The sequence below is a fragment of the Parashewanella curva genome, assembly GCF_003675895.1.
GTDB lineage: Bacteria > Pseudomonadota > Gammaproteobacteria > Enterobacterales > Shewanellaceae > Parashewanella > Parashewanella curva.
On record NZ_ML014756.1, the window covers coordinates 101160 to 126746 of the forward strand.

Annotated in this window: 22 protein-coding genes; 15 read left to right on the forward strand and 7 right to left on the reverse strand. The window is 37.8% G+C overall.

All coding sequences use genetic code 11. The features are described from left to right. Nucleotides 1-6 precede the first annotated feature (6 nt). From tssH to rnd, 11 genes are all read left to right on the forward strand, one after another. Complete coding sequence (gene tssH / locus D5018_RS03020) at nt 7-2619, forward strand: type VI secretion system ATPase TssH (RefSeq protein ID WP_121837507.1); 2613 nt, start codon at nt 7-9, stop codon at nt 2617-2619. Nucleotides 2620-2677: 58 nt separating this feature from the next. After that, nucleotides 2678-3652 carry a type VI secretion system-associated FHA domain protein gene (locus D5018_RS03025; RefSeq protein WP_121837508.1) on the forward strand — a complete coding sequence of 325 codons (975 nt, stop codon included), beginning with the start codon at nt 2678-2680 and terminating at the stop codon, nt 3650-3652. Between the two features lies 1 nt (nt 3653). Next, complete coding sequence (gene tssJ / locus D5018_RS03030; protein WP_121837509.1) at nt 3654-4148, forward strand: type VI secretion system lipoprotein TssJ; 495 nt, start codon at nt 3654-3656, stop codon at nt 4146-4148. 61 nt (nt 4149-4209) lie between these two features. After that, nucleotides 4210-5526, forward strand: coding sequence for a type VI secretion system baseplate subunit TssK (gene tssK, locus D5018_RS03035; protein WP_121837510.1), 1317 nt, complete (start codon nt 4210-4212; stop codon nt 5524-5526). A gap of 5 nt (nt 5527-5531) precedes the next feature. Next, nucleotides 5532-6644, forward strand: coding sequence for a type IVB secretion system protein IcmH/DotU (gene icmH, locus D5018_RS03040; RefSeq protein WP_121837511.1), 1113 nt, complete (start codon nt 5532-5534; stop codon nt 6642-6644). A gap of 3 nt (nt 6645-6647) precedes the next feature. Next, nucleotides 6648-10106: a type VI secretion system membrane subunit TssM gene (gene tssM / locus D5018_RS03045; protein WP_121837512.1), complete on the forward strand. Its 3459-nt coding sequence runs from the start codon at nt 6648-6650 to the stop codon at nt 10104-10106. Further along, nucleotides 10106-10759, forward strand: a complete 654-nt coding sequence (locus D5018_RS03050) for a protein kinase domain-containing protein (RefSeq protein WP_121837513.1) — start codon at nt 10106-10108, stop codon at nt 10757-10759. Before tssM ends, D5018_RS03050 begins: the two co-directional genes overlap by 1 nt. After that, nucleotides 10760-11416 carry a M50 family metallopeptidase gene (locus D5018_RS03055; RefSeq protein ID WP_121837514.1) on the forward strand — a complete coding sequence of 219 codons (657 nt, stop codon included), beginning with the start codon at nt 10760-10762 and terminating at the stop codon, nt 11414-11416. It begins immediately after the preceding gene. A gap of 18 nt (nt 11417-11434) precedes the next feature. Beyond that, nucleotides 11435-12304 carry an alpha/beta fold hydrolase gene (locus D5018_RS03060; protein WP_121837515.1) on the forward strand — a complete coding sequence of 290 codons (870 nt, stop codon included), beginning with the start codon at nt 11435-11437 and terminating at the stop codon, nt 12302-12304. A gap of 154 nt (nt 12305-12458) precedes the next feature. Further along, nucleotides 12459-14138 carry a long-chain-fatty-acid--CoA ligase FadD gene (gene fadD, locus D5018_RS03065; protein ID WP_121837516.1) on the forward strand — a complete coding sequence of 560 codons (1680 nt, stop codon included), beginning with the start codon at nt 12459-12461 and terminating at the stop codon, nt 14136-14138. Then, nucleotides 14138-15271, forward strand: a complete 1134-nt coding sequence (gene rnd, locus D5018_RS03070; protein WP_121837517.1) for a ribonuclease D — start codon at nt 14138-14140, stop codon at nt 15269-15271. Before fadD ends, rnd begins: the two co-directional genes overlap by 1 nt. Before the next feature lie 43 nt (nt 15272-15314). Here the strand turns inward: rnd and minE are convergent, their stop codons facing one another. From minE to minC, 3 genes are read right to left on the reverse strand one after another with little or no spacing between them, the layout of a single operon-like run. Further along, the gene (gene minE, locus D5018_RS03075; protein ID WP_121837518.1) at nt 15315-15575 is read right to left on the reverse strand and encodes a cell division topological specificity factor MinE; all 261 of its coding nucleotides are present in this window, start codon (nt 15573-15575) and stop codon (nt 15315-15317) included. A gap of 3 nt (nt 15576-15578) precedes the next feature. Then, nucleotides 15579-16388: a septum site-determining protein MinD gene (minD, locus tag D5018_RS03080; RefSeq protein ID WP_121837519.1), complete on the reverse strand. Its 810-nt coding sequence runs from the start codon at nt 16386-16388 to the stop codon at nt 15579-15581. Nucleotides 16389-16410: 22 nt separating this feature from the next. Then, on the reverse strand, nt 16411-17079 hold the full coding sequence (minC, locus tag D5018_RS03085) for a septum site-determining protein MinC (protein ID WP_121837520.1): 669 nt from the start codon (nt 17077-17079) through the stop codon (nt 16411-16413). Nucleotides 17080-17190: 111 nt separating this feature from the next. Between minC and D5018_RS03090 the strand changes: the two genes are divergently transcribed. From D5018_RS03090 to D5018_RS03100, 3 genes are all read left to right on the forward strand, one after another. After that, nucleotides 17191-17469, forward strand: coding sequence for a YcgL domain-containing protein (locus tag D5018_RS03090; RefSeq protein ID WP_121837521.1), 279 nt, complete (start codon nt 17191-17193; stop codon nt 17467-17469). A 190-nt stretch (nt 17470-17659) separates the two neighbouring features. After that, nucleotides 17660-18640 carry a lytic murein transglycosylase gene (locus D5018_RS03095; protein WP_121837522.1) on the forward strand — a complete coding sequence of 327 codons (981 nt, stop codon included), beginning with the start codon at nt 17660-17662 and terminating at the stop codon, nt 18638-18640. 74 nt (nt 18641-18714) lie between these two features. After that, nucleotides 18715-19155 carry a YcgN family cysteine cluster protein gene (locus tag D5018_RS03100; RefSeq protein WP_121837523.1) on the forward strand — a complete coding sequence of 147 codons (441 nt, stop codon included), beginning with the start codon at nt 18715-18717 and terminating at the stop codon, nt 19153-19155. A gap of 4 nt (nt 19156-19159) precedes the next feature. On the opposite strand, the gene dsbB is transcribed toward D5018_RS03100, so the two are convergent. Continuing rightward, nucleotides 19160-19690, reverse strand: coding sequence for a disulfide bond formation protein DsbB (gene dsbB / locus D5018_RS03105; protein ID WP_416351525.1), 531 nt, complete (start codon nt 19688-19690; stop codon nt 19160-19162). Nucleotides 19691-19775: 85 nt separating this feature from the next. After that, nucleotides 19776-21362, reverse strand: coding sequence for a sodium/proton antiporter NhaB (nhaB, locus tag D5018_RS03110; RefSeq protein ID WP_121837525.1), 1587 nt, complete (start codon nt 21360-21362; stop codon nt 19776-19778). A gap of 309 nt (nt 21363-21671) precedes the next feature. Here nhaB and fadR point away from each other — a divergent pair, with 309 nt between their 5' ends. Then, nucleotides 21672-22391, forward strand: a complete 720-nt coding sequence (gene fadR / locus D5018_RS03115) for a fatty acid metabolism transcriptional regulator FadR (RefSeq protein ID WP_121837526.1) — start codon at nt 21672-21674, stop codon at nt 22389-22391. Between the two features lie 40 nt (nt 22392-22431). Here the strand turns inward: fadR and D5018_RS03120 are convergent, their stop codons facing one another. Continuing rightward, the gene (locus D5018_RS03120; RefSeq protein ID WP_121837527.1) at nt 22432-23964 is read right to left on the reverse strand and encodes a SpoVR family protein; all 1533 of its coding nucleotides are present in this window, start codon (nt 23962-23964) and stop codon (nt 22432-22434) included. 276 nt (nt 23965-24240) lie between these two features. Then, complete coding sequence (locus D5018_RS03125; RefSeq protein WP_121837528.1) at nt 24241-25506, reverse strand: YeaH/YhbH family protein; 1266 nt, start codon at nt 25504-25506, stop codon at nt 24241-24243. Nucleotides 25507-25587 lie beyond the last annotated feature (81 nt).

Genomic DNA, 25587 nt, shown 5'->3' on the forward strand with positions numbered 1-25587 from the left:
ATAGTTATGATTAATGTCGAATTACAAAGTTTAGTCAAACGCTTAACAACGGAACTGAAAACAACATTAGAAGATGCTGCCGGAGAATGTTTAGCTAGAACTCATTTTAGTATTGAGCTTGAACATTGGTTTTATGTACTTTTTAGAGCTCAAAAAATGGGATGGTTGGCAGCGTGTGAAGCCAGTGGTACTCCAAAAGATATTCTGATTACCAAGGTTAACGAAGAGTTAGCAAGTTTTAGTAAAGGAAATGACTCTTCACCTTCACTTTCGGCATATTTAATTGAGCTATTAAAAGATGCGTGGATGTTAGCCACGTTAAATCACTCCCAAATGAAAGTGGATGAATACCATTTATTACTGGTTCTAAAGCAAAGAATTGAACAGGGAGCCTACAATGGTGCATTGAGCATGTGGATTAATAACCTTTCGTCAGAATGGTTAAAAGCGCAATCATTAAAGACTTCTAAAACATCCACCAGCACAGAAATAGAACACACAGCGTCAACAGAGCAAAGCTTTGACAGTAATACACCAGCACTTGATAAGTACTCTAAAAACATTACACAAGCGGCAAGAGATGGAAACTTAGATCCAGTCACGGGCAGAACCGTTGAAATTCGAAAGGCCATTGATATTTTATGTCGACGCCGACAAAACAGCCCAATATTGGTTGGCGATCCCGGTGTGGGAAAAACTGCAATTGTAGAAGGACTTGCACAGCAAATTGTCTCTGGGAATGTGCCTTCTTTTTTAGCTAATGTCGAGCTCAGAGCATTAGATCTTTCCTCGATTCAAGCTGGAGCCAGCATAAAAGGTGAGTTTGAAAATCGCTTAAAGGACATTATCACTGAGATAAAGCAGTCAGCGGTTCCTATTATTATGTTTATTGATGAAGCACATACATTAATTGGTGCTGGTGGCGCAGCTGGTCAAAATGATGCTGCAAATATTCTAAAACCAGCATTAGCTCGTGGTGAATTCCGCTCTATTGCCGCAACTACATGGGCTGAATATAAGCAGTATTTTGAATCTGATGCCGCATTAACACGTCGTTTTCAATTAATTGGTGTAAAAGAACCGGAAGAAGATTCAGCTGTGCAGATGCTCTCTGGCATAAAACAAAGCTTAGAAGATCATCATCAAGTTAAAGTTCTGCAAGAAGCGGTCAAAGCTTCAGTTTCAATGTCTATTCGCTATTTACCCGATCGAAAGCTCCCAGATAAAGCCATAAGTCTTCTAGATACCGCTTGTTCTCGCATTGCGCTCAGTCAATCTGCCACTCCATTTCAGCTGGAAGCATTAGCAGAGCAAATTGATTATTTAGAAAAAGAAATAAAAACAGCTACTCATGAAACAAATTTGTGGTCAATCGAAGCTGAGCATATTGATAAAGTGAAAGAAAAGCTGTCTCAAATGCGACAAGAGCATGAGCAAATATCACAACAATGGCAGCAAGAAAAAGTCTTAGCCGATGAAATATTACAACTGCAAACTCAGCTATCTGATGCGTTACAAAACCCTAATAAATCAGATTTACAAGCGCAGCAGACAAAATTGAAGCAAAAAATGGATGAATTGAGTTCATTGCAAGGTGAGCGTCCATTAGTTATTCCTCAAGTGAATAAGCAAACTATTGCAGAAGTTATCTCGTTATGGACAGGTATTCCTGTTGGTAACATGATGAAGCAAGAAGTTGAAAGGTTAATGAGCCTTGAGTCGCATATTAGTGAAAGAGTGATCGGGCAGAGTACTCCGGTTGCCGAAATTTCCCAGACGATTCGAATGGCGCGTGCAGGACTAAAAGATAGCAGAAAACCTATTGGCGTATTTTTGATGTGTGGACCTAGTGGCGTAGGAAAGACAGAAACAGCTTTGGCTTTGACGGGTGAGCTATACGGTGGCGAACACAACATAATTGCCATCAATATGACAGAATTTAAAGAAGAGCATAAAGTATCAATGTTGTTAGGTTCTCCTGCTGGATACGTTGGCTATGGAAAAGGTGGGGTATTAACTGAAGCGGTAAGAAAAAATCCATACTCTGTATTATTACTTGATGAAATGGAAAAAGCACATCCTGGAGTGCATGATATTTTTTATCAAATATTCGATAAGGGCAGTATTTCAGATAGTGAAGGGCGAAATATCGACTTTAAAAATACTATCATCATTATGACATCAAATGCCGCTGACGGAGCAGTGGTTCAAGCCTGTGAACATGAGCGTCCTGATATTCCTGAATTAACTCAAACCATCTTTCCTGAGTTACAAAGATACTTTAAGCCAGCATTTCTTGGGCGAACGATTATCGTACCGTATTATCCGCTAAACGACGAAGAATTGGCGGCGATTACCCGTCTGTCACTCAAGCGAATCGAAAAAAGTATCACACAACGATATGGCGCCAGCTTTAAATATGATGATGAAGTAATTACAGAAATCGTTAACCGAAATCAATCCCCAGAAACAGGTGCGAGAGCCATTGAACAAATTATCAATAGAACATTGATGCCTAATTTAGCTAACCAATGTATCGAGCGTATGATTGAAGGATTATCTATAAGTGAGATTGATATCAAGTTAGATTCAGGTCAGTTTGATATTGTAATTGAGTAGGAGCTGTGAAACTTTCTAGCATTCGAACTCACCTGTATTCATTTGAGAAATAGACATTATGCCATTGTCAATTCGTATTATTAGCTCCCCAGAGGGCGAGAGTATTTCTGAATGGAATAAGAATTTCCCTGAAACAGGGGGAGAAATCGGGCGTTCGCCTGAGTCAACAATGACTCTTAATGATGTATCAAGAATAATTTCCAGCCAGCATGCTGTTATTCGAAAAACGGCTAGAGGTTATCAAGTTATGGATAACAGCTCTAATGGTCTTTTTATTAATGGTTCGTCTAAGCCATTAGGTAGGGGAGTTCAAACCAGTTTAAATGATGGTGATATTTTAGGGATTGGAAATTATCGGCTCTTAGTCTCATGCTTTCTACCAGAGCAAGCTACTGCACACCCGTTTGATTCTAGCCCTCAAACTGATGATCTTGATGACGATCCTTTTCATAAACAGCTTGACCTAGGCCAGCAAGAGCTTCGGTCCAATTCTCGCACTCCTTATGACGAACCATCCAGCCACAGACAGCAACCAATAGAGTTAGAGCCGACAATACAAGAGTCACAACTCGATTTGGTTGAGGATGATCCCTTTAATTCAGGCATGGACATCAATATTGCAGAAGTCGAAAAAGAAGCCGAGATTGGTTTTGTTGATGTAGAAGAAGATCCATTTTACGAAGAATCATTAGCGAAAACCAAACTACCATCACCAATTAAAGCAAGTGTAGAAAAACAAGAGACAAGCTATTCCCTTGCAAGGCTGATTAGTGCTGAAGAAAATTTAAAGCAAAAGACCGAAAACGCCATGGAATTGGCAATATCAAAACTGTTAATCGAATTATCTCCCAGCAATTTACAGAGTATGTTTGATGATTTGACTGTGCCATCAATTTTTCATCGAAAGCCCAATTATTGGGAAATGTATAAACGCTTTTACAGCAGACAATTAAATAGCCGAACTTGGCAAATTAAATTCCATGCCTATTTTACAGAAGCACTCAAAACACAAAGAAATGGTGATGAGGATTAAGATGAAAAAAAACTTAACCATAATCTTGTTTACTTTGTGTTGTAGTAGTTGCAGCACTATAAGCAGCATCTGGCCCTTTGGTGATGACATAAAGCCGTCGCCCCAATTGGTGGTGAACATTACTGCTCATAATAATATTAATCCAAATCTAGCAGGTGTTGCTTCGCCCATAGAGCTGAGGCTTTATCAGCTCAATGATAGTGAAGCGTTTTCTCAAACTGATTTTATTAGCCTGTATACCGATCCTCAGGGAGCACTCAAAGCGGGTTTATTATCAGCGCGTAATTTGTCGAGTATATTTCCTGGACAGTCTAAAAAGTTTACCTATCCACTTAATGCACAGACCCAATTTATTGGCATTATTGCGGCATTTGCAGACTATCGGCAAGCAAAAACCAAGGGAATTTATAAGGTTTTGCTTTCACATGGCGCAATTATAAATATCAATTTAGATGGTTTAAATCTATCAGTTTCAGGAGAAATTGAAGATAAGTAGTTACCGAAATACGAGTATAAGTATATGGACTTACTTTAATTGCTAATCAATAAGGTAAGTAATGGAAACGAAAAAAATAGTCTGGACTGAGGGGATGTTTTTAAGCCCTCAGCATTTCCAACAGCAAGAAAGATACTTGGAAAATTACACCAGAGAGTACGCTACATTAGTAACCCCAAATTGTTTCGGATTGTATGACCTTGCCATTAAATTTTCGCTATTAAGCATTGGCAAAATTCATGTAGAGCATGCCAAGGGCATTTTTCCAGATGGCACTCCTTTTTCCTTAATGAATGGGATAACTCTTGAGGTTCCAGAAAATTCAGCAAAGAAAAAAGTGTATTTGGCTTTGCCTATTGCACGGAGTGGGGTGGTTGAGGTAGGTGAAGACGAAAGGATGAGGCATCGATTAGCCGAACATCAAGTGTTTGATACTAGCCAAGAATCATCCGAAGCTTTAAATATTGAGATAGGGATACCAAACGTTACTCTAAAATTGGAAGGGGAAGATCTCAAAGACTACACCTTATTAGCGATAGCTCAAATTTTAGAATTTAAATATGAAGGTGAAGTGGTACTTAACGAAGCATTTGTCCCGTTTTGTCTTCACTTTGGAGTTTCAACTTATCTTCGGGAAAGCATCTCTGATTTATATGCCCAGATGCAATATAGAGCAAAGACCATAGCTCAACGTTTAACTGCTGATGGAGACAGTAAAAGCTATCAATCTCTCACTAGAGATTACTTATGGTTACAGGCATTAGGTGCTTGGATACCCAAAGTAGGTCACTGGAATGAGAATGGCTACTTACTTACTCATCTTCTATACCTCGAGTGCGTCTCGATGGCAGGCCAATTTCAAGGATTGGAAGGCAAATTACCTAAAGAATTTCGTTCTTGGAATCATAACGATCTTTACGGCATTTTTTCACGCGTTTTTTCTGAGATTTTAGTGCTACTTCGAGAAGTCCAAATAGACAATGTCACCACACTTTCATGGAATAGTAATTTGTTTGCTACTCGGCGGTTACTGCGCACGATAGTTAAAGATCGGAGTTTGTTTCATGATGGTCAATTTATTCTGGTTGTTAAATCCAGTATTGGAGCGTCAAGGCTCTGTGATGAATTTCCCAAAGCGGCTAAACTTGCAGGGAACAGTGCCATTGCTGAATTAGTAAGAAATGCTTTATCTGGCGTGCCGTTACGAAACTTACCATATGCGCCAACAGAACTTAAATCTAAACATGATGCTGCGTATTTTGAAATCAATACTCAATCGGAATTGTGGCAGTCAATTATCAAAAAAGATGAACCGATTGCTTTGCACATTGATGAGTGTATTGAAAATGTTGAAATTGAATTTCATGTGATCAGGTAATTCCGATGGCTAATATTTTTTCAGATGAGCCCACAGTCGTTATTCGTCGAGAGCAATCTTCGCCAGAGAACCATTGCTCAGATGAAGAAAATACCCCAGATTTAACTGGCACAGAAAAGTTGATTGAGAAGCTTGTTGCTTATAAAAGCCCACTATTGAATGCGGCTACACAGTTGCTTGGAATTTTAGTTTCTATACCACGTCAAGGACAACCTAAAGATATTGATCGTTTTAGGCAACGTTTACTCGATGCAATTTCACATTTTAAAAGTTTGGGAGTGATGCTCGATTACCATCCTAGTGTGATTCAGAAAAGCTCTTTTGTACTATGTGCAGCCTTTGATGAAGCTATCCTTTATACCAAATGGGGTGAGGACTCTCGATGGGTTAATCATTCCTTACTTAGCAAAAGTTTTAGTGAAAGAAATGGCGGTGAAGTTTTTTTTCAATTATTAGAAAGGGCCAGTTTACAGCCTCAAAAATTAGTCGATTTTATTGAACTTCAATATGTACTGATGATGTTAGGTTTTCAGGGCAAGTATCGTCATAACGATGAAACCGAATTACATGAAATTAAGTCAAATACATTTAAATTGATACGAAACTTCCGTGAAGAAACTGCATTACCTGTCCCACTTACTCCAAAACTACCTGAGGCATTAAAACCATGGAGAATGGTCAGTTTTAGAAAGGTATTATTGGCAGGTTCGTTAATATTACTTGTGATCTATATGAGTACTGAATATTGGTACTTCAGAGGTAGTAAGCTGGTGCTTGATCAGTTTGTAGCAATGAATGAAAGCATTCCAGCAACAGGTGCAAAGAATAACACTCTTGGTGATGAAACACACAGTCAAATGTCACATGAACAATCCATGCAAAATCAAATGAATGCAGTGAGGTGGGAAGTCTTTCTAGGGGTCTACACCAATCCAAGTGATGCTACACAATTAGGAAGAGTACTTGAAGATGCCGGCTATCACACATCAGTTATCGAAACACAATATGGCATTGAATTAGTTCTGAGTAAGACAGGGGACTTAGCAACTATCAGAGAACTTGCTAATGAACTAAACATTCGTTTTGGTTTAAATGCTACCATTAGAAAGGTGCAATAAACTATGTTCAAAAAAATATTAGTCGTTTTTACTGTCTTACTTAGTGCACTTTTTACTTGCTTGTTATGGTGGTACATACCATCAGTAAGTACTTATAGTTGGCTGAAATATCTAGGAATAGTCATTACCTTGGTGCTTCTTGGGATGGCTATTTTTTGGTGGATGAAAAGATTAGATAAAAAAAAGCAATCTGATCCCAATCACGATGAATATGTTTTGCTCAATCAAGATACTAAAGCGCTCAAAAGGCTATTTAAGCAAGCGGTTAAAAAGTTAAAAGGCAGAAGCGGCAGTCGATTAAAAAGTCTTTATGATCAACCATGGTATTTAGTTTTAGGGGGAGAGAAGGATGCTAAAAGCTCTTTCTTACTTCAAAATAACCTTGAACCTTTACTTGATAAATTACTTGAAGAGCAGGACAGTCAGCAACTGATCCGTTTTTGGCATAATGATCAAATTGTAGCGCTAGAAGTTGGCGCAAGAATTTTTAACAACGAATCTCTTGACGATAAGCTTTGGAAATTGGTTTCGCAGCAGTTATTGTCACATCGGCCACGACAAGGAGTGAATGGCATCATCTCTATTATTGGCAGCGATCGTTTACTCTTGGGGGATAAAAAAACGCGCCTATCTATGAGTACTGTTATTCAAGAAGCTACCTTAGCAATGAGTGATTTTCTAAAGCTACATATTCCAGTTTATTGTGTATTGTCTAAGGCTGACCTTATTGCTGATTTTGTACCGTTTTTTGAAATTTTCTCTGGTTGTGACATTGATAATCCATTTGGAATTACCTTTCCTATAACTCAAGACCGTCGATTTGATGCTGATGACTTCGAAAATCAAACAGAACGATTGTTAGAGTCGGTTGTAGACCAGCAATTTGAACTGATCACAAATATTGATGCTGATAAAGCAGCTTCAATTATTGCTTTGCCTTACCAACTCAGAATCTTTTTTAAGTTAGTGATTGAGTTATTGACAGCAATTGGGAAAGAAAATCGCGTTAGAGACGCTGTTTGGTTAAGAGGAGTATACTTATTATCTTGCGGTCAAAAGGGAAAACAATTTGATCTATTGTCTCAATCAATAGCCGAGACTGCCGAGTTTAATACCAATGCAAGGCTTAAAGGCAACCCTGGCAGACGGAATTATTTTTCAGCTCGTATTTTTTCAAACATTATTTATCCAGAAAATGAAATTGTAGGTGTAAATCATTTTAGGCATTTTGGTTATATCGCAGGACAATCTCTTTTAATTGCTGGTGTGTGTGCCATAGTGGCTTACACATCTGTATTGTTAAAAAATAATTGGAATACGGATGAGATATGGAGAGCAGAAGCGTTATCTAAGTTAAATATTTATAAAGAAGATATAAAGAGGTTAAATTCTTCTGATGAGAACATCTCACATCTAGTCGCAGTACTTAGTGAGTTACGCAAAGTGGCTGTAACAGGAATAGAAGATGCCCCGTGGTATGAACGTGTGAGTACTCAACAAGACGATACTGCAAGACGTATATACCATATATACCAGCAACAATTACAAAAAGAGTTGCTGCCAAAAATTGATTATTTGATTAGTAAAGAACTTTATATCTATGTCAGTTTTGATAACCCAACAAAGATCTTTGAAGTACTTCGCTATTATGAAATGCTATTTGACAAGCACAGGCTGGATTTAGAAGATTTAAAACAATACATTCTAGATACATTACAAGAACAGGATAAAATTTCTGTTCATAACCTTACCAATCTATCTAATTTATTATCTGATTTATTAAGCAGCAAATATTCTAAATCCTTAAAAGCCAATCATAAGCTGATAACTACAGCTACCAGCAGCTTGGATGGTATGTCTCCAGAGCGTCTCATTTATACACGAATAAAAGGTTTACCTAAATATAGAAATCAAGTGGATGTCAGAAATCAGCTAGGAGACAATTTTGATAGCTTGTTTAGATTTAGTGATGGATATCATGGATATTTGATACCTGAAATTTTTACCAAGCAAGGTCTTAATCAATTGGATCTCTCACCGAAATCTAAATTATTGAGAGAGCAATTAGAAGACTATAGAGCAATAAAAGGAGATATGAGTTCTGTTTCAATCACAGAGATGAATGATCTTAGCAAAGACGTGCAAAATCTATATTTCGCTGATTATATTCAGCATTGGAAAGATTTGATCAAAAACATACATATCAAACAATTTTCTTCTACAGTCAATCTTTCATACGCTTTACATAAAGCACGAGAACCGGTGACGAGCCCTATCTTGGATGTGCTTGGTGCCATTGTTTCAAATACGCGATTAGCTGTTGAAGAAAAACCTGATACAAAAGGAAATCAAAAATTAGCAAAACAGCTTGGTTTGAAAAGCGCCTCTAAAGCCTTAGGTAAAGCTAATCGGATTAACCGCGCTTTAGGAAATAAAATTTTGAGTTTACAGCCTTCATTCGTCGTCAATAAGGCTTTTCAATCATACGCGGATTTTTTAAAGGGAACTGGACGAACTGGAGATAAGTTACCTGTTACAGGTTTAATTGATTCCTTAGACGAGCTAAATACTTATTTTGAAAAAGCATTATCAAGCCCAGAGCCAAATAAAAGTATGTATGATTATGCCAAGGAGCATGCCGCAGGAACGCAAGACCCGCTTACAAACTTTGAGCGAGAGGCAGCCAAAGCTCCTGCACAAGTTGGAAAATGGGCCAATAATATTGCTGTTCAATCTTGGCATTCAGTCGTTCAAAGTGATATTCAATACATTAACCAGCAATGGAATGACAACATCTACTCATTTTACACTCAAGCAATTTTAGGGCGTTTTCCCTTTACTCAAAATGGCCGGAGCGAAGTTGCCTTAGCGGATTTTTCAAATTTCTTTAAACCACAAGGACTGGTAGACAGTTTTATTAATACCTATCTCAAACCCTTTGTTTCTTGGGATCAGGGTAAATTAAAGCTTGAGACTGTAGATGGAGCTATTTTACCCGTTAAAAAGCAAAGTCTTGATACACTTGCCCAATCCAAACAACTTAGTGGAATGTTTTTTGGATCAGGTCAAGAGCTTGCGTTAAATCTAGGGTTTATGCCGACTGAAATGAGTTCTGATGTTTCTAGTTTTGTTTTACGTGGTGATGAAGACATCTTCAGTTACAACCACGGCCCAAGGATATGGAGTGATTTAAGCTGGCCTTCAAATAGAATAAATGGATTTTTAAGCGCCAGCTTTTTTAACGGAGCCAATCGCGTTGCATTTAAGACTTATCGAGGGCAGTGGGCTTTATTTAGAATGCTATTCGATGGTGAGGGTAAACAAACTTCATCAAGGCTGATTAGGCGCTTGGATTATTCTATTGATAAAAAACAACTAACATTCAGCTATACCCTGAGAAATTCTAGTCAGCATTTAGCGCTTAACTTGATTAATCAATTTAAATTATTACCGAACTTATAATGTACCGCAATGATAATGAAAGTGTATCGTCCGTTGTAGAAATTGGCGACTGTTACTACGTTAAACACTATTCCGACGTTGAGTTTTTGCATAATGAATGGCGCGCAATTGAACTGTGTTCTGGGGAGTATGGCCGTGCCAGAAACATTCAAAAAGGAATTGCAGTGCAATTTGCTAAGCGATTAATCACACTTGAATACAATGCAAAGGCTATATCACTCTCAGATTTTACCGAAAATGATGTTCAGACATTTTGTAGCTTATTACCTCGATTAATTTCCGTAATTCATCATTGTCACACCAAAGGGATTGTTCACGGTGATATTAAGCCATCTAACATTTTATATGAAAGGGATACAGAGAAACTTACTCTCATCGATTTCGCAGGTAGTTTAAAACTAGGTGGTTTATTGCCTTCGAAATTATTATCAACCGTCAGTTATAGCTATGTCCTCAATCATAATGATATTCAAAAAGTGACAACCGCACTGGATTGGTGGGGGCTTTTTCAAATTATCCAGCAAGTGGTTGCCCATCGGCGATCAAATGAATTAAACAGAAAAGTATTTAATATTATTAACTCTTTTCGATTGGTGCTAGCCTCTGATTTACCTTATGATTCAATTATGAAGTCACTTAATACAGAACTATAAATGGATTGGTTAGATAAAAAGGGCATTCAGTTCTGGATTTACCTTGCGGTAGCCGCTTTTCTTGTTCAGATACCTATTCTTGGGCTACCCCTATATTGGTTTGCTACCTTTTACCATGAATTATCCCATGGTATAGCAACGTTGTTGACCGGTGGAGTTGTTGAAAAAATACAATTGTTCACTGATGGTTCTGGCTATTGTTTTAGCATTGGTGGTATTCATACAATCATAGCTTTCAGTGGTTATTTAGGGACACCATGGTTTGGTGCAATGATCTTTAAAATTGCTGAGCCTAGAAACTCTGCGATAACAAAGATTTTAGCTGTGATAATGCTATCAATAATCGCAGTTACGCTTTTATTTTATGTCTCTGATTTACTCACTTTCGCTATTTTGATGCTGATTGCTATATGTTTTTTAGCCTCTTTATACATCAGAAGTGTTAGATGGATTAGGCATATATATAAATTATTTGGCGTGTCATTGATCTTAAATGGGTTGTTAAGTTCATTATCTTTATTTGGTTATACCCACGAAGGCGATGCCGCACATTTAGCTAATTTAACTTGGTTACCGGGCTTGTTTTGGGTTGCTTTATGGGTGGCGAATGCAGCTATTGCTTTGTTTTGGATTTATAACACTTCTAAGACCCGGTAACTTATTGGTGATAAAAATATGAATAAAGCCAAAGAAATTGTTTTTAACCTTCCACATATTCAGCTTGCAGCTCGGCAATGGGGAGACAAAGATAAACCGATTATTCTCGCTTTACATGGTTGGTTAGACAACGCAAACAGTTTTGAGCCATTAGCACCTTTATTACATGATTACTGTTTAATTGCGATTGATTGGCCGGGGCATGGAAAGTCACAACATCGACAACAGGGCTATTCGTTACACTTAACCGATTATGTGTTTGATTTAGACTCTCTAGTTTTACATTTATGCGAGCAATTTTCGATAAGCAAGATTCACATCCTTGGACATTCCTTCGGTGGCATTATTGGTGCTATTTATACCAGCTTATTTCCAGAGCATGTGGCTAGCCTAAATTTAGTGGAAGCCCTAAGTCCATTATTTGAAAATGAACAGCAAACTAAAATGAGGCTAAGGCAATCAATTATCCAACATCGGGACCTGACTAATTCAAGTAAAACGGCTAAAAGTTATTCATCGTTAGAATCTATTGCAAAAAATCGTCATAAATTAACGGAGCTTCAATATCAATTTTGCTTATCGATTCTATCAAGAAATATAACTCCATCACATAATGGTGTTTGCTTGAAAACCGATCCAAAACTGAAACTAGGATCTGCGTGGCGATATTCTGAAGCACAAGTCTTAAATTTAATCGATAGTGTTTTAGTCCCATCATTATTGATATTAGGTGAAAGTGGTTTTGCTGAGCTTCAACATGCGCCTAATAGGTTGCAAGACTACTTCCGGCAATTAACTATAGTAACGAGTGAAGGGGGGCATCATGTTCATATGGACAATCCTAGACACGTTGCAGCTCATATTTGCACTATGATTGAGCAGTTATAACCAGAATAGCTAGGATTTTATGTCCTTTTGTGTGAATATGAATACAGTATATTCAAACAAGCGTATAATAACCTGTTTAATAACAATAATAACGATCATATTTTTTACAGGATGACTATTATCCTGTCTCTTCGAAAGAACTTAGGAGACAATTGTGAATCAGCCTTGGCTAAATAACTTACCTGAAGGTGTTCCTGCAAACATCAATTCTAATCAATATTCTTCACTGGTTGAGATGTTTGAAAAATCCGTCAATAAATATGCCGATCAACCCGCATTTGTAAGTATGGGGGCTACGGTAACCTATCGTAAATTAGAAGAGCGCAGTAGAGCATTCGCAGCTTATCTACAAAATGAACTTGGTTTAAAAAAAGGTGACCGAGTAGCATTAATGATGCCAAACACTTTGCAATATCCCATTGCTTTGTTTGGTGTTTTACGAGCTGGTATGACAGTAGTAAATGTCAATCCACTATATACGCCTAGAGAATTAAAACACCAACTAAATGACTCTGGCGCAAAAACGATTGTTGTAGTTAGCAATTTTGCTAAAACGTTAGAAACAGTGGTTAATGAAACGCCTATAAAAAGTGTGATAATTACTGGCTTAGGTGATTTATTAAGCCCGCCTAAGCGTACCATCGTCAATTTTGTAGTTAAATACGTTAAAAAACTTGTACCCAAATACCACCTTCCACAGGCGTTACCATTTAGACAAGTTTTGTCTAAAGGACGCAGACAACAATACGTAAAACCTGAAATCAGTTCAGATGATATTGCATTTTTACAATATACTGGCGGAACTACAGGGTTATCAAAAGGTGGAATGCTATCTCATAGCAATGTGGTATCTAACGTTTTACAAGCGAGCGGAGCGTATTCACCTATCCTAAAAGATGGCAAAGAACTAGTCGTTACCGCTTTACCCCTTTATCACATATTTGCGCTAACAGTAAATTGCTTGTTATTCATCGAAAAAGGTTGTAATAACTTATTAATTACCAACCCTCGTGATATTCCTGCATTCGTATCCGAACTTTCAAAATATCCTTTTACTGTGCTTACTGGTGTTAATACCTTATTTAATGCACTGATTAATGATGAAGCATTCAAAAGATTAGACTTCTCTAAGTTAGGCTTGTCTATTGGTGGCGGTATGGCTGTACAGCGTGCTGTTGCTGAAAAATGGCAGAACATTACTAAAAGCAGGCTATTAGAAGGTTATGGCCTAACCGAAGCTTCTCCATTAGTAACATGTTGCCCTTATGATCTTGATGGCTACAATGGCTCCATCGGTTATCCTGCACCTGGAACCGATATTCAAATTAGAGATGCAGAAGGCCAAGTGTTACCACAAGGTGAGTCCGGTGAGATATTCGTTAAAGGCCCGCAGGTTATGCAAGGTTATTGGCAAAATGAAGAAGCAACCAAAGATGTCATCGATGAAAATGGATGGTTAGCAACTGGTGATATTGGCTATATGGACGAAAAAGGCTTCTTCTATATAGTCGATCGTAAGAAAGATATGATTTTAGTTTCAGGTTTTAATGTCTTTCCAAATGAAATTGAAGATGTCGTTGCACTGCACCCTAAAGTTATAGAAGTAGCAGCTGTAGGTGTTCCTAATGAAGCCAGTGGTGAAGCGGTTAAAATTTTCGTTGTTGCTAATAGTGACAAATTGACAGAAAAAGATTTGATCAAACACTGCCGAGTGCATCTGACTGGTTACAAAATTCCAAAATTTGTCGAATTCAGAAAAGAGTTACCTAAAACCAATGTCGGCAAAATCTTACGACGTGAGTTACGTGACGAAGCAAACAAACAGGTTAGTTAATGTCTACAACTTTGCACAATGATTTAGGTTTCGACTATGTACTCGTCGAAGATCAAAATGCATTTGACGATTTAATAGCGCAGTTTTCACAAAGTGACATTATCAGTTTAGATACTGAATTTGTTCGTACTCGAACTTATTACGCCAAGCTGGGCTTGGTCCAAATGTACGATGGTCAAACGCTAGCACTGGTAGATCCTCTAAAATGCGAAGATTTATCTGGTTTATGGCAATTATTGGCGAATGAAAACATCATAAAATTGTTGCATGCTGGTAGTGAAGATTTAGATATTTTTGCTCATTATGGTCAAGTCGAACCAAAATCTATATTTGATACTCAATTTGCGGCATCAATATGTGGTTTTGATCATGGCCTAGGTTATGCGCGGCTGGTGGAACAATGTCTAGGTGTTGTGTTAGACAAAGGTGAATCCAGAACGGATTGGATGAAGCGTCCATTATCCCAAAAACAACTTGATTACGCCGCTAATGATGTTTTTTATCTGTATAGTATCTTCCCTATATTAAAACAAAAGCTCGTTGAGTTGGACCGATATGAATGGGTTTTTGAAGAAGGGCAAATACAAACGGCAGGGCGCACTAATGAGCATGATTTTGATAATGCTTATTTAAAGGTAAAGAATGCGTTTCAGCTAACCCCTAAACAGTTGGCTTTGTTGAAACCATTAGCAAGTTGGCGACTGAATACTGCCGTTAAAAAAGATACGGCAATAGGTTTTATTCTAAAGGATCATATTCTTATTGCGTTAGCTAAAGCCTGGCCGAAAAGCCTTAAGGATTTTAGTAAAATACGTGAGATGTCCAACATCGAGCGTGGGCGCTATGGTAAACAAGTTTTATCTTGTTTTCAGCAGGCTGATTTTGATAACTTACCAGAACGAATCGATGCCATCGCTTACCGAGATGACTACAAAGGCAGTTTCAAATTGGTGAAAAAACACTTAACTCAAGTTGCTGAGCAAAACACATTGCCACTTGAACAAATTGCTTCAAAGAAGATGGTTCACGAATACTTAGGCTGGCTTTGGAAACAGCCGGATAGATTACCGAAAATTTTAACCTCATGGAGAGGCCGATTGACGGAAGAGAGTCTTTCAAAACTTGAGGTTTAATAAAAAAGCAGTTATTTAAAAAACTGCTTTTTTTATTCATGGTTTATTTATCTTCAGGCAGAGTAACGTTTAACTCTAGTACTGAGAGATTTTCATCATTCTGATCTACATTCACTGATACTTGATCTTCTGAGATAGTGATGTAGCGATTAATAACCTCAATGATTTCCTGCTTCATTTTTGGAAAGTAATCTGGTGTATCTCGTTCGGAACGTTGATGAGCCACAATGATTTGTAACCTTTCCTTTGCTAATGAAGCAGAGGACGGGCTTTTCTTCGATCTAAAATAATCAATAAGTGCCATAAGTTAGCTTCCAAATATCCGTTTTAGTAACCCTTTTTTTTCTTCTTCTAAGAAGCGAAGAGGAACATTATTTCCTAGTAACCGTTCTACAGTATCAGAGTATGCTTTACCTGCATCGCTTTCATTATCTAGGATAACAGGTGTTCCTGAGTTTGAAGCTTTTAATACGGCTTGAGATTCTGGTATTACACCAACAAGTTCGATAGCAAGAATCTCTTCAACATCTTCAACACTTAGCATTTCTCCTGTGGTGACACGCTTAGGAGAATAGCGAGTTAACAATAAGTATTCTTGGATAGGCTCAAGGTTTTGTTCAGCTCTCCGGGATTTGCTTTGAAGCATCCCAAGAATTCGATCTGAATCACGTACTGAACTGACCTCAGGATTAGTTGTGATAATCGCAATGTCAGCGTAATAAAGTGACATCATTGCACCTTGCTCAATCCCCGCAGGTGAATCACAAATAATGTATTCAAAATCTTTTGATAAATCTTCTAGTACTTTACCAACACCCTCTTTGGTGAGTGCATCTTTGTCCCTAGTTTGAGAAGCAGGTAAAATAAATAAATTATTGCTGCGTTTATCTTTAATAAGAGCTTGATTTAAGTTGGCTTCACCGTTGATGACATTTACAAAGTCGTAAACTACTCGGCGCTCACACCCCATGATTAGATCAAGATTTCTTAAACCTATGTCAAAGTCAATGACTACGGTTTTATGGCCTTCTAAGGCAAGTCCAGTAGCTATTGCAGCACTGGATGTTGTTTTTCCTACGCCACCTTTTCCTGAGGTGACCACAATAATTTGTGCCATTGTTATTATCCCTGTTTACCTGTTAAAAGGTGAGTGGTTCAAAGAGTAATGATTCATCAGCAAGCCGAATACAGCACGCTTTATCTGTATCATGTTCGGCGAGATTTTCCGCAAGCCAATATTGACCTGCAATACTTATCAATTCAGATTCCATTCTATGAGCAATAATAACCGCATTATTATCACCAGTCGCCCCAGCCATGGCTTTGCCTCGTAACGTGCCATAAATATGTATACTGCCATCCGCAATAACTTCTGCACCATTACTGACTGTACCAACAACAATTAAATCAGCATTTTTTGCATAGATTTGTTGACCAGAACGAATATTCTTTTTAACAATTTGAGTTGATTTAGGGGCGTTGATGAATTTTGACTCGACGGTTTTACCAGGTTTTATCACCGCAAGTCCAAGATCTTTAGCAGCGCTAAGTTGCGATTCAGATCCTGAAGTTACACCTACAATCACTAGACCTTGTTCGATCAGAATCTGCTTTAACTCTGATAAATTGATATCTTGTTCAGCAACAGCGGCAAGGTTTAGAACTAATGGCGCTCCTAAAAAAAATTGTGGTGCGATGGCGAGTTTTTCTTCTAATTCAATTCTTATCTTTTGAAGCTCAGCACTTTTGATATGAAGTACAGATAGCGTAAAAGAAGAACCCTTTAACTCGAGATTAGATTCCAGCATCTCGGCTTTACTTCTCCTGAAATTCTTCAGCACAATGCTGATTCAGATTATATTTATAGTGCTTCATGGTATAGTGTGGCACTTTATCTTTCAAGCAGTAAGTAGCCGAATATGATATGTGCTGTATACAAAAGTAGTATTAAACAAGAAACCTATCTTTATATCCCTAAAAAAGGTGATTTTAGTCAAGTTCCTGAACCTTTATTAAAGATGTTTGGCACTCCAGTTTTCGTTATGGCTTTACCATTCATTAAAGTAGAAAAACTGGCTTTAGCTGATATTGAAAAAGTAAAAGAGGACATCAATGAAAAGGGATTTTACTTGCAATTACCTCCACCTACAGAGAACCTTCTTGAGCAACATAGAAAGTCCTTAGGAATGGAAGATTAGCAAGCTTTTAATTTAAGTACTTGTTGTTTTGAACCAGTGGCGTTAAGCTTGAAACTCAAATAGAGACTGAAGAAATCGCTTTTAAATTAGCAAAAAATAATAAGTGCGGTTCAAGACAAACTGATATTGTTTATGAATGAAGTCGATATGAGTTTGTTGCAGTGGTAACACAAGGAAAATAGGGCATCTAATGGTTCGTTCATTTGTAAAACAGGCGTCAATATTTTGCACATTAACTTTTAGCATTAATAACTATGCTAACGATATCAGTTTTAAAGAGTTTGTAAAACATACACTTTCAGCTAAAACAGCAAACTTGTCTCAAGCTGAGGTTGAAACATTACTTCCACACATAAAGCAATTTAAAAAGATTGGTGTCGCTTCTGAGCCGGAAGAGTTCAATATCTCTTTTGAAAACTACTTAAAACAAGTTTCTCAGAACGATGCTATTGAACTCTTGTATAGCAAACATCAAGATTACTCTGATCAACTTAAAGCTATTTCAAAGCACTATTCAGTACAACCTAGATTTATTGTTGCTCTGTGGGGAGTATTATCTAATTTTGGCGACTCAAAGCCTGATTATCCCGCTCTATCTGTCTATGCATCGAAAGCTTATAGTGATCCTACTAGCCCTTTCAAACAAGAGTTAGTCGCGGTGGTAGCCTCTGTAAAATCTGGGCATGTATCCCTTGAAGAAATCAGTAGTGACTTTCAAGGAAATTTAGGATTTCTGTCCATCACTCCCAGCTTTTATAACCAATATGCAGTAGATTGGGATAAAGATGGCAAAAAAGATATCTGGCATAATCATTTAGATAGCTTTGCGACCATCGCAAACTTTCTATATAAGCAAGGCTGGGATCACTCTGCCACTTGGGGCAGGCAAGTTAAGTTAAGTCGAGGCTTAGATCAAAGTTTTGATTTTTCGAAAGCTCATAGTTTTAAATTTTGGTCAGAACTGGGCCTGACCAAATTTAACGGTCGTCCGCTTCCAAATCGAGCAGATATTCAAGCCAAGCTTTTAAAAGTTCCTAACTCCAAAGGGCGATATTATCTTACATACAAAAATTTTGATGTAATGGAAAAATGGCCGCAAATGGATGACTATCGTTTACTTTCAGTTATGTATCTGTCAGAACGTCTCAATAAAAGAATTAAAGGTTTCTGAGTTAGAGTTATACCTCTGCAAGGGCTGAAGATTTATAGTAGAATCTTCAGCCTTTTTTATAAGTGGTGTTAAGTATGGCTTTTTGGGAGCAAAAATCATTAGCTGACCTTTCTCAGCAAGAATGGGAATCTCTTTGCGATGGGTGTGGTAAGTGTTGTTTAAATAAAATCATTGATGATGAAACAGATGAACTTTATTACACCAATGCCGCTTGTAAATTGCTGGATCCTAAACACTGTAATTGTACCCAATACGAAACTCGTTTTAATTTTGTTTCAGATTGTACGGTCGTCACCATTGAGAATTTGCCTGAGTTAGACTGGTTACCAGATACTTGTGCTTATAAACGTTTATATAATGGTTTGCCATTACCAAGTTGGCATCCATTGGTAACTGGCAATAAGAAAAAAATGCATAAGCTTGGAATGTCTGCTTCTAAGAAAGTAATTAATGAGGAAAGGGTTCGAGATATTGAGGACCACATCGTAATGTGGCCACTCGACTCGATAGAATAAGGAATTACTTAAAACTTAACCCTTTTTTGATTGTTTTACTCAGAGATGGCTGAAAGAATAGCGCAAACGCTGCTAAATAAATGGCAAATACAACTATCATCCATTCAGCCATAGTTACTCCCATAAACATCCATTGTGATTCACCGCACATACCCGTGGGCATAAATACTGATGGTAGCCATTCATGTAACGGCATCCAAGAAGGGAAATCAGGGAGGAATGAGCAGGTAGAAAATGGGTTATTCTCTACTTGAATTTGTACTAATTCAATGGCTATTTTTAAGCCCCAGGAAGCACTAACACCCCAAACAACAATACCAAGACAACGCAATAATCTCGATTGTGGATTACTTAAACCGATTATTCCGCCAAGCGCAATTCCCAAAATGGCAAGCCTTTGATATATACACATCACACAAGGATCTAGCTTCATTACATATTGAAAATAAAGTGCACACCCTTCGAGAGCTAAGGCGCTCAGGGTTAACAAGCCCCAAGATAAACGCTGCTGCGTAAATTGTACAAGATGCTTCACTGATAACTCCATAGATAACGTGATTGGCAAAAAAAAGCCCCATAATTGGGGCTTAATTCATTAAAATTAATACCTTAGTATCAGATTAATGAGCAGTCGCGGTTGTGTCCAGTAATTCTTTAACAGAATGATGCATCAATAGATGCGTATCATAGAAATACTGGGTTAAGTTTTCCAACCAACCTAGTTGAATCGCTAATGCACCAACGATTGAAAGCACAATAGTATACGGTAATGCCATCCATACCATACGTCCATATGATAAACGAATGAGTGGGGCGATTGCAGAGGTCAATAAGAACAGGAATGCTGCTTGACCGTTTGGAGTCGCAACTGATGGTAAGTTTGTACCCGTATTGATTGCTACTGCTAATAAATCAAATTGATCACGAGTTATTTGCCCATTCAATAAAGCGGCTTTAACTTCATTGATGTAAACCGTACCAACAAATACGTTATCCGACACCATCGAGAGGAATCCGTTAGCTAAATAGAAGATAACTAACTGACCATGGCCTTCAAATTCTAATGCCCAAGTGATGATAGGGCCGAATAGTTGTTGATCAATAATTACGCCTACAACTGCAAAGAACACGGCAAGTAAGGCTGTAAATGGCAACGCTTCTTCAAACGCTTTACCTAGAGCGTGTTCGTCAGTTACACCGTTGAATGCTGTAGTTAAAATAATTACAGATAAACCAATAAGACCTACGCTTGCTAAATGCAATGCCAATCCAACAATCAGCCAAATACCGACAACTGCCTGAACGATCAATTTTACTTTTTCTTTGTTGGAACGATTCTTATCTTGGTATTGATCATAATCAGAAAGAATTTTATGCACGGCATCAGGCAATTGAACCCCGTAACTAAATACTTTGAACTTCTCTACAAGCATACAAGTTAATAAACCGGCAACAAGAACTGGAACTGTCACAGGCGCCATGCGGATTGCAAACTCTACAAATTCCCAATGTGCTTTATCTGCAATGATCAAGTTTTGTGGTTCACCAACCATAGTACATACGCCACCTAGCGCTGTACCAACACCCGCATGCATCAGCAAATTACGCAAGAAACCGCGAAAATCTTCTAGCTCTTGTTCATTCAAATGGTGATCTTCACCAGTATGGTCATGGTTATCACTAAAGTTTTTACCAGAGGCAACTTTATGATAAATAGAGTAAAAACCAACAGCGACAGCAATAATTACTGCGATTACGGTTAATGCATCGAGAAATGCTGACAAAAATGTCGCTGAAGCACAGAACATCAAGGATACTAATATTTTATTTCGAACCTTGGTGATGATCTTGGTAAATAGAAACAGTAATAACTGTTTCATGAAATAAATACCGGCGACCATGAAGACTAATAATAAAATTACTTCAAGATTGGCTTCGATTTCATGGAGAACTTGGTATGGAGTTGTCATCCCTATGGCTATTGCTTCTAATGCTAATAAACCACCAGGTTGCAATGGGTAACACTTAAGCGCCATAGCTAAAGTGAAAATAAACTCAATAACTAATAACCAACCAGCCACAAATGGGTCAATAAAGTAAAATACAAGTGGATTGATTATCAAGCATGCAATTATCGCGATTTTGTACCACTTAGGGGAGTTCCCTAAGAAGTTATCAATAAACGCCTGACCGATTGTCACAGGCATAGGTTCCTCTCTAACATTTTTTCATCTTGGTGAATTTAGGAAATTGACCAAAGCTTATTATTTTTCAGGGGATTCAGTCTAGACGAAACTAAAATCAAATATATCTACTCAGTTCTCAAAAAGGAGAAAAAGAAAGCAGAATTGCAAAATTCTAAGGCTTCCAATTGGAAAATACCATTGCCTTAACAATTTTTCCGATAAAAAAACTACCATTTCGTAAAAAACATTACACAACAGTTGTTTTCATTTGCTTCGTGTCTGGTATGATCAGTTACCAACAACGCGAATAATTATTGGAAATGTAGGTTGATGATTATCAATGCTAAGGGCCCTGCGAGTTTTGCAGAGAAATATATAGTGCGATCTATTTGGGAAAATAAATTTCCACCAGGGTCTATTCTACCAGCAGAACGTGAGCTATCAGAATTAATAGGTGTTACTCGCACCACTTTACGAGAGGTATTACAGCGTTTAGCAAGAGATGGTTGGTTGACGATTCAACATGGTAAGCCTACTAAAGTAAATAATTTTTGGGAAACTTCTGGGTTAAATATTCTAGAAACTATCGCAGACTTAAATCCAGATGGATTTCCCTTGTTAGTGGATCAGTTGCTATCTGCGCGAACAAACATTAGCACCATTTATTTTCGTGCGGCAGTGAGAACCAATCCAGAAATGGTCAAAGAGGTATTAACCGATGTTGATTCAATTCAGGATGATGCCGAATCGTTTGCTGAATTTGATTATCAATTGCATCATAAGCTCGCATTTTCGTGTGGTAATCCGCTTTACGTACTGATTTTAAATGGCTTTAAAGGTTTATATAGCCGAGTAGGGCGTTATTACTTTACTTGTGCAGAGTCGAGAAAATTAGCCTTAGATTTTTATCATCAATTAAAATCTATTGCTGACAGTGGAGAATTTGAGAATGTGCCACTGTTGATGCGTGAATATGGCATTAAGACAGGTAAAGTTTGGTCAGAAATTCGTGATGATCTTCCTGCAGAGTATGCGCACGATAATAGTTAAATAACTGAGTTTAAAGCCCTTAATTATAAGGGCTTTTTTCTTATTTCTCTTGCTCTGTCTCAGTTGTTTTCTTTCGTTGTGGACAACTGCCTAAATACACAACCTCGTTTTCAAACTTTTCCTCTTCTAAGTGAACGTCAAAACCCCACAGCCTATGCATATGTTTAAGCACTTCTTGGTGGTCATCATTTAATGGCATTTTATTGTATGGCACATGACGCAAGGTCAGCGACCTATCCCCATTTACTTCTACCTTGTGTACTTGAATATTGGGCTCAAGGTTCGACAAGTTATATTGCTGCGATAACTGTTGCCTGATTTCTCTATAGCCTTGTTCATTATGAATGGCTGAGATCGTAAGGTGATCCTTTTCAGAGTCATTGATTACCCCGAAAAGTTTAAATTCTCTAATGAGCCTTGGTGATAAGTATTGGCTGATAAAACTTTCATCTTTAAAATTTTTCATTGCGAAGTGTATGGTCTCCAACCAATCTTTTCCTATTAATTCAGGAAACCAATGCTTATCTTCTTCTGTAGGCTCTTGGCAGATCCGTTTAATGTCCATAAACATATTAAAGCCAAGGGCGTATGGGTTAATGCCACTATAATATGGGCTATCAAATGCTTGTTGCTTGATCACGCCTGTATGGCTTTCTAAAAACTCTAGCATGAATCTATCGGTTACTATGCCTTGATCATATAAATGATTAAGTAATGTATAGTGCCAAAAGCTAGCCCACCCCTCATTCATTACCTGTGTTTGTTTTTGAGGGTAGAAATATTGCGATACTTTACGGACAATTCTTACGATTTCGCGCTGCCATGGTTCTAATAGTGGCGCGTTTTTTTCAATAAAGTACAAAATGTTCTCTTGCGGTTCTGGTGGGAATCTTTGCTCTTGGTTCAATGTAGAGCTTTTTTCTGTGGTTGGTAAGGTACGCCAAAGGTCATTTACTTGACTTTGCAAATAGTCTTCTCGCTGTTTTTGCTTCTCTTTTTCTTTTTGAATCGACAATTTAGAAGGGCGTTTGTATCTATCAACACCATAATTCATCAGGGCATGGCAAGAGTCTAGTATTTCTTCTACTTTTGTCGTTCCTTGTTCTAACTCACACTTCGCAATGTAGTTTTTAGCAAATACTAGGTAGTCAATTATCGAGCTAGCATCCGTCCAAGTTTGAAATAAATAATTATTTTTAAAAAAACTATTATGACCATAACAAGCATGAGCCATAACTAAGGCTTGCATGGTAATGGTGTTCTCTTCCATTAAATATGAAATACAGGGGTTAGAGTTAATCACTATTTCATAAGCTAAGCCCATACGGCCACGCTTATAGTTTTGCTCTGTTTGAATAAATTTTTTGCCGAATGACCAATGAGTGTAGTTTACTGGCATACCTATCGCGGAGTATGCATCCATCATTTGTTCAGCGGTGATGATTTCAATTTGGTTAGGGTAGGTATCAAGCCCAAAATGTTTAGCGGCCTCGCGTATATGGTGCTGATATTCTTCGATCAGTTCAAAAGTCCATTCAGGACCATCACTTAATGGTAATGTTTGCTCTGTCATAATTAGAATCCCTTATATAGCTAATTCAATATAAAATGACATTCTCAGAGCTTTCTGTGGAGGCACAATTTGAGGCGCATCAATGCAATAATGTAGATACCTTATAAATTGATGTAAGAAAAAAGTGTGCCTCCACAGAAGCTCCTAACAGGCTGGCTTAAAAGAAATTAATGCTGCGTTAAATCGTCTCAACGTAGAATAACTATGTATTCACCGATTTGCCTTGCCTAAATTTCTTTTAATTCCAGCTGAGTACGTCATTTTATATTGATTTAGCTATACAACGCGCTTTTTAAATAACTCCCGAAAAACAGGGTAAATATCATCCACAGTTTTGATGTGTTGCACTGCCATATTATCTAGTTCGGCTTCTAGCTTTTCGTATTGTCGCCATAGTGATTGATGTGCCCGCTGTGTGATTTCTATATATGAGTAATAGCGGCACACAGGTAAAATTGATTTACTCAACATATCTATACATTTGCTGCAATCGTCAGCCCAATTATCTCCATCTGAGGCTTGTGCGACGTAGATATTCCACTCATTATCTGGAAAACGTTGTTGTTGTATCTCATGCATCAATTTAAGCGCGCTTGAAACAATGGTTCCGCCAGTTTCCTGTGAGTAAAAAAATTCTTGCTCATCGACTTCTTTAGCTTGGGTATGATGCCGAATAAACACCACTTCTAGGTTTTCGTAAGTACGGGTTAAAAATAGATAAAGTAAGATGTAAAATCGTTTAGCAATGTCTTTTGTCGCTTGATCCATCGAGCCCGATACATCCATTAAGCAAAACATTACCGCCTGAGAGGTTGGTACGTTATGTTTTTTGTAATTGTTATATCTAAGATCAAACGTATCAATAAAGGGTACTTTCTTAATTCTTTTTTTTAGTTCAGCAATGTGCCGCTGTCTATCATTAATTTCGTCAATACTTGCACCAGGAATTTCTAATAGCTCTGCGAGTTCGATTTTTTTCTTATGCAATTCTTGTTTTTTGCCTGCACTGAGCGCGATTCGTCTCCCCAAAGAGGCGGTTAACGATCTGACAATATTGATGTTGGTGGGAACTCCGTCAGTTGTATAACCAGCACGGTTTAATTGAGTTTCCACAATTTTGGCATTATCAGTTTTATGTAAGTTAGGTAGCTCAAGATCTTCAAATAATAGCTCTAAATATTCATCTCTAGATATCTGAAAAACAAAATTATCTTGTCCTTCACCAGAGTCAGATGCATCACCTTCACCTTGGCCTTGTTGTTCCTGTTGTGGCTTAGGAATTTTGTCACCTTTTACAAACTCCTTATTACCTGGATGAACTTGCTCCCTAATACCACCATCACCATGATGAAAAAATGGTTCATTGGTATCTTTCGTCGGGATTTTTATGCTTTCTCCAGAGTCAACATCGGTAACACTTCGATTAGTGATTGCATCATTAACCGATTGCTTTATTTGCTTTTTGTATCTCTCGATGAATCGCTGTCGATTAACTGTGCTTTTGCCTTTGGCATTAAGCCTACGGTCGATAAAGTTCGCCATAGTCACTCCTTGTAATCATAGAGCTTGAATACACCCGACCATTCAGCCAGATCTTGTCAGTTAACCCATAAACGACAAGTG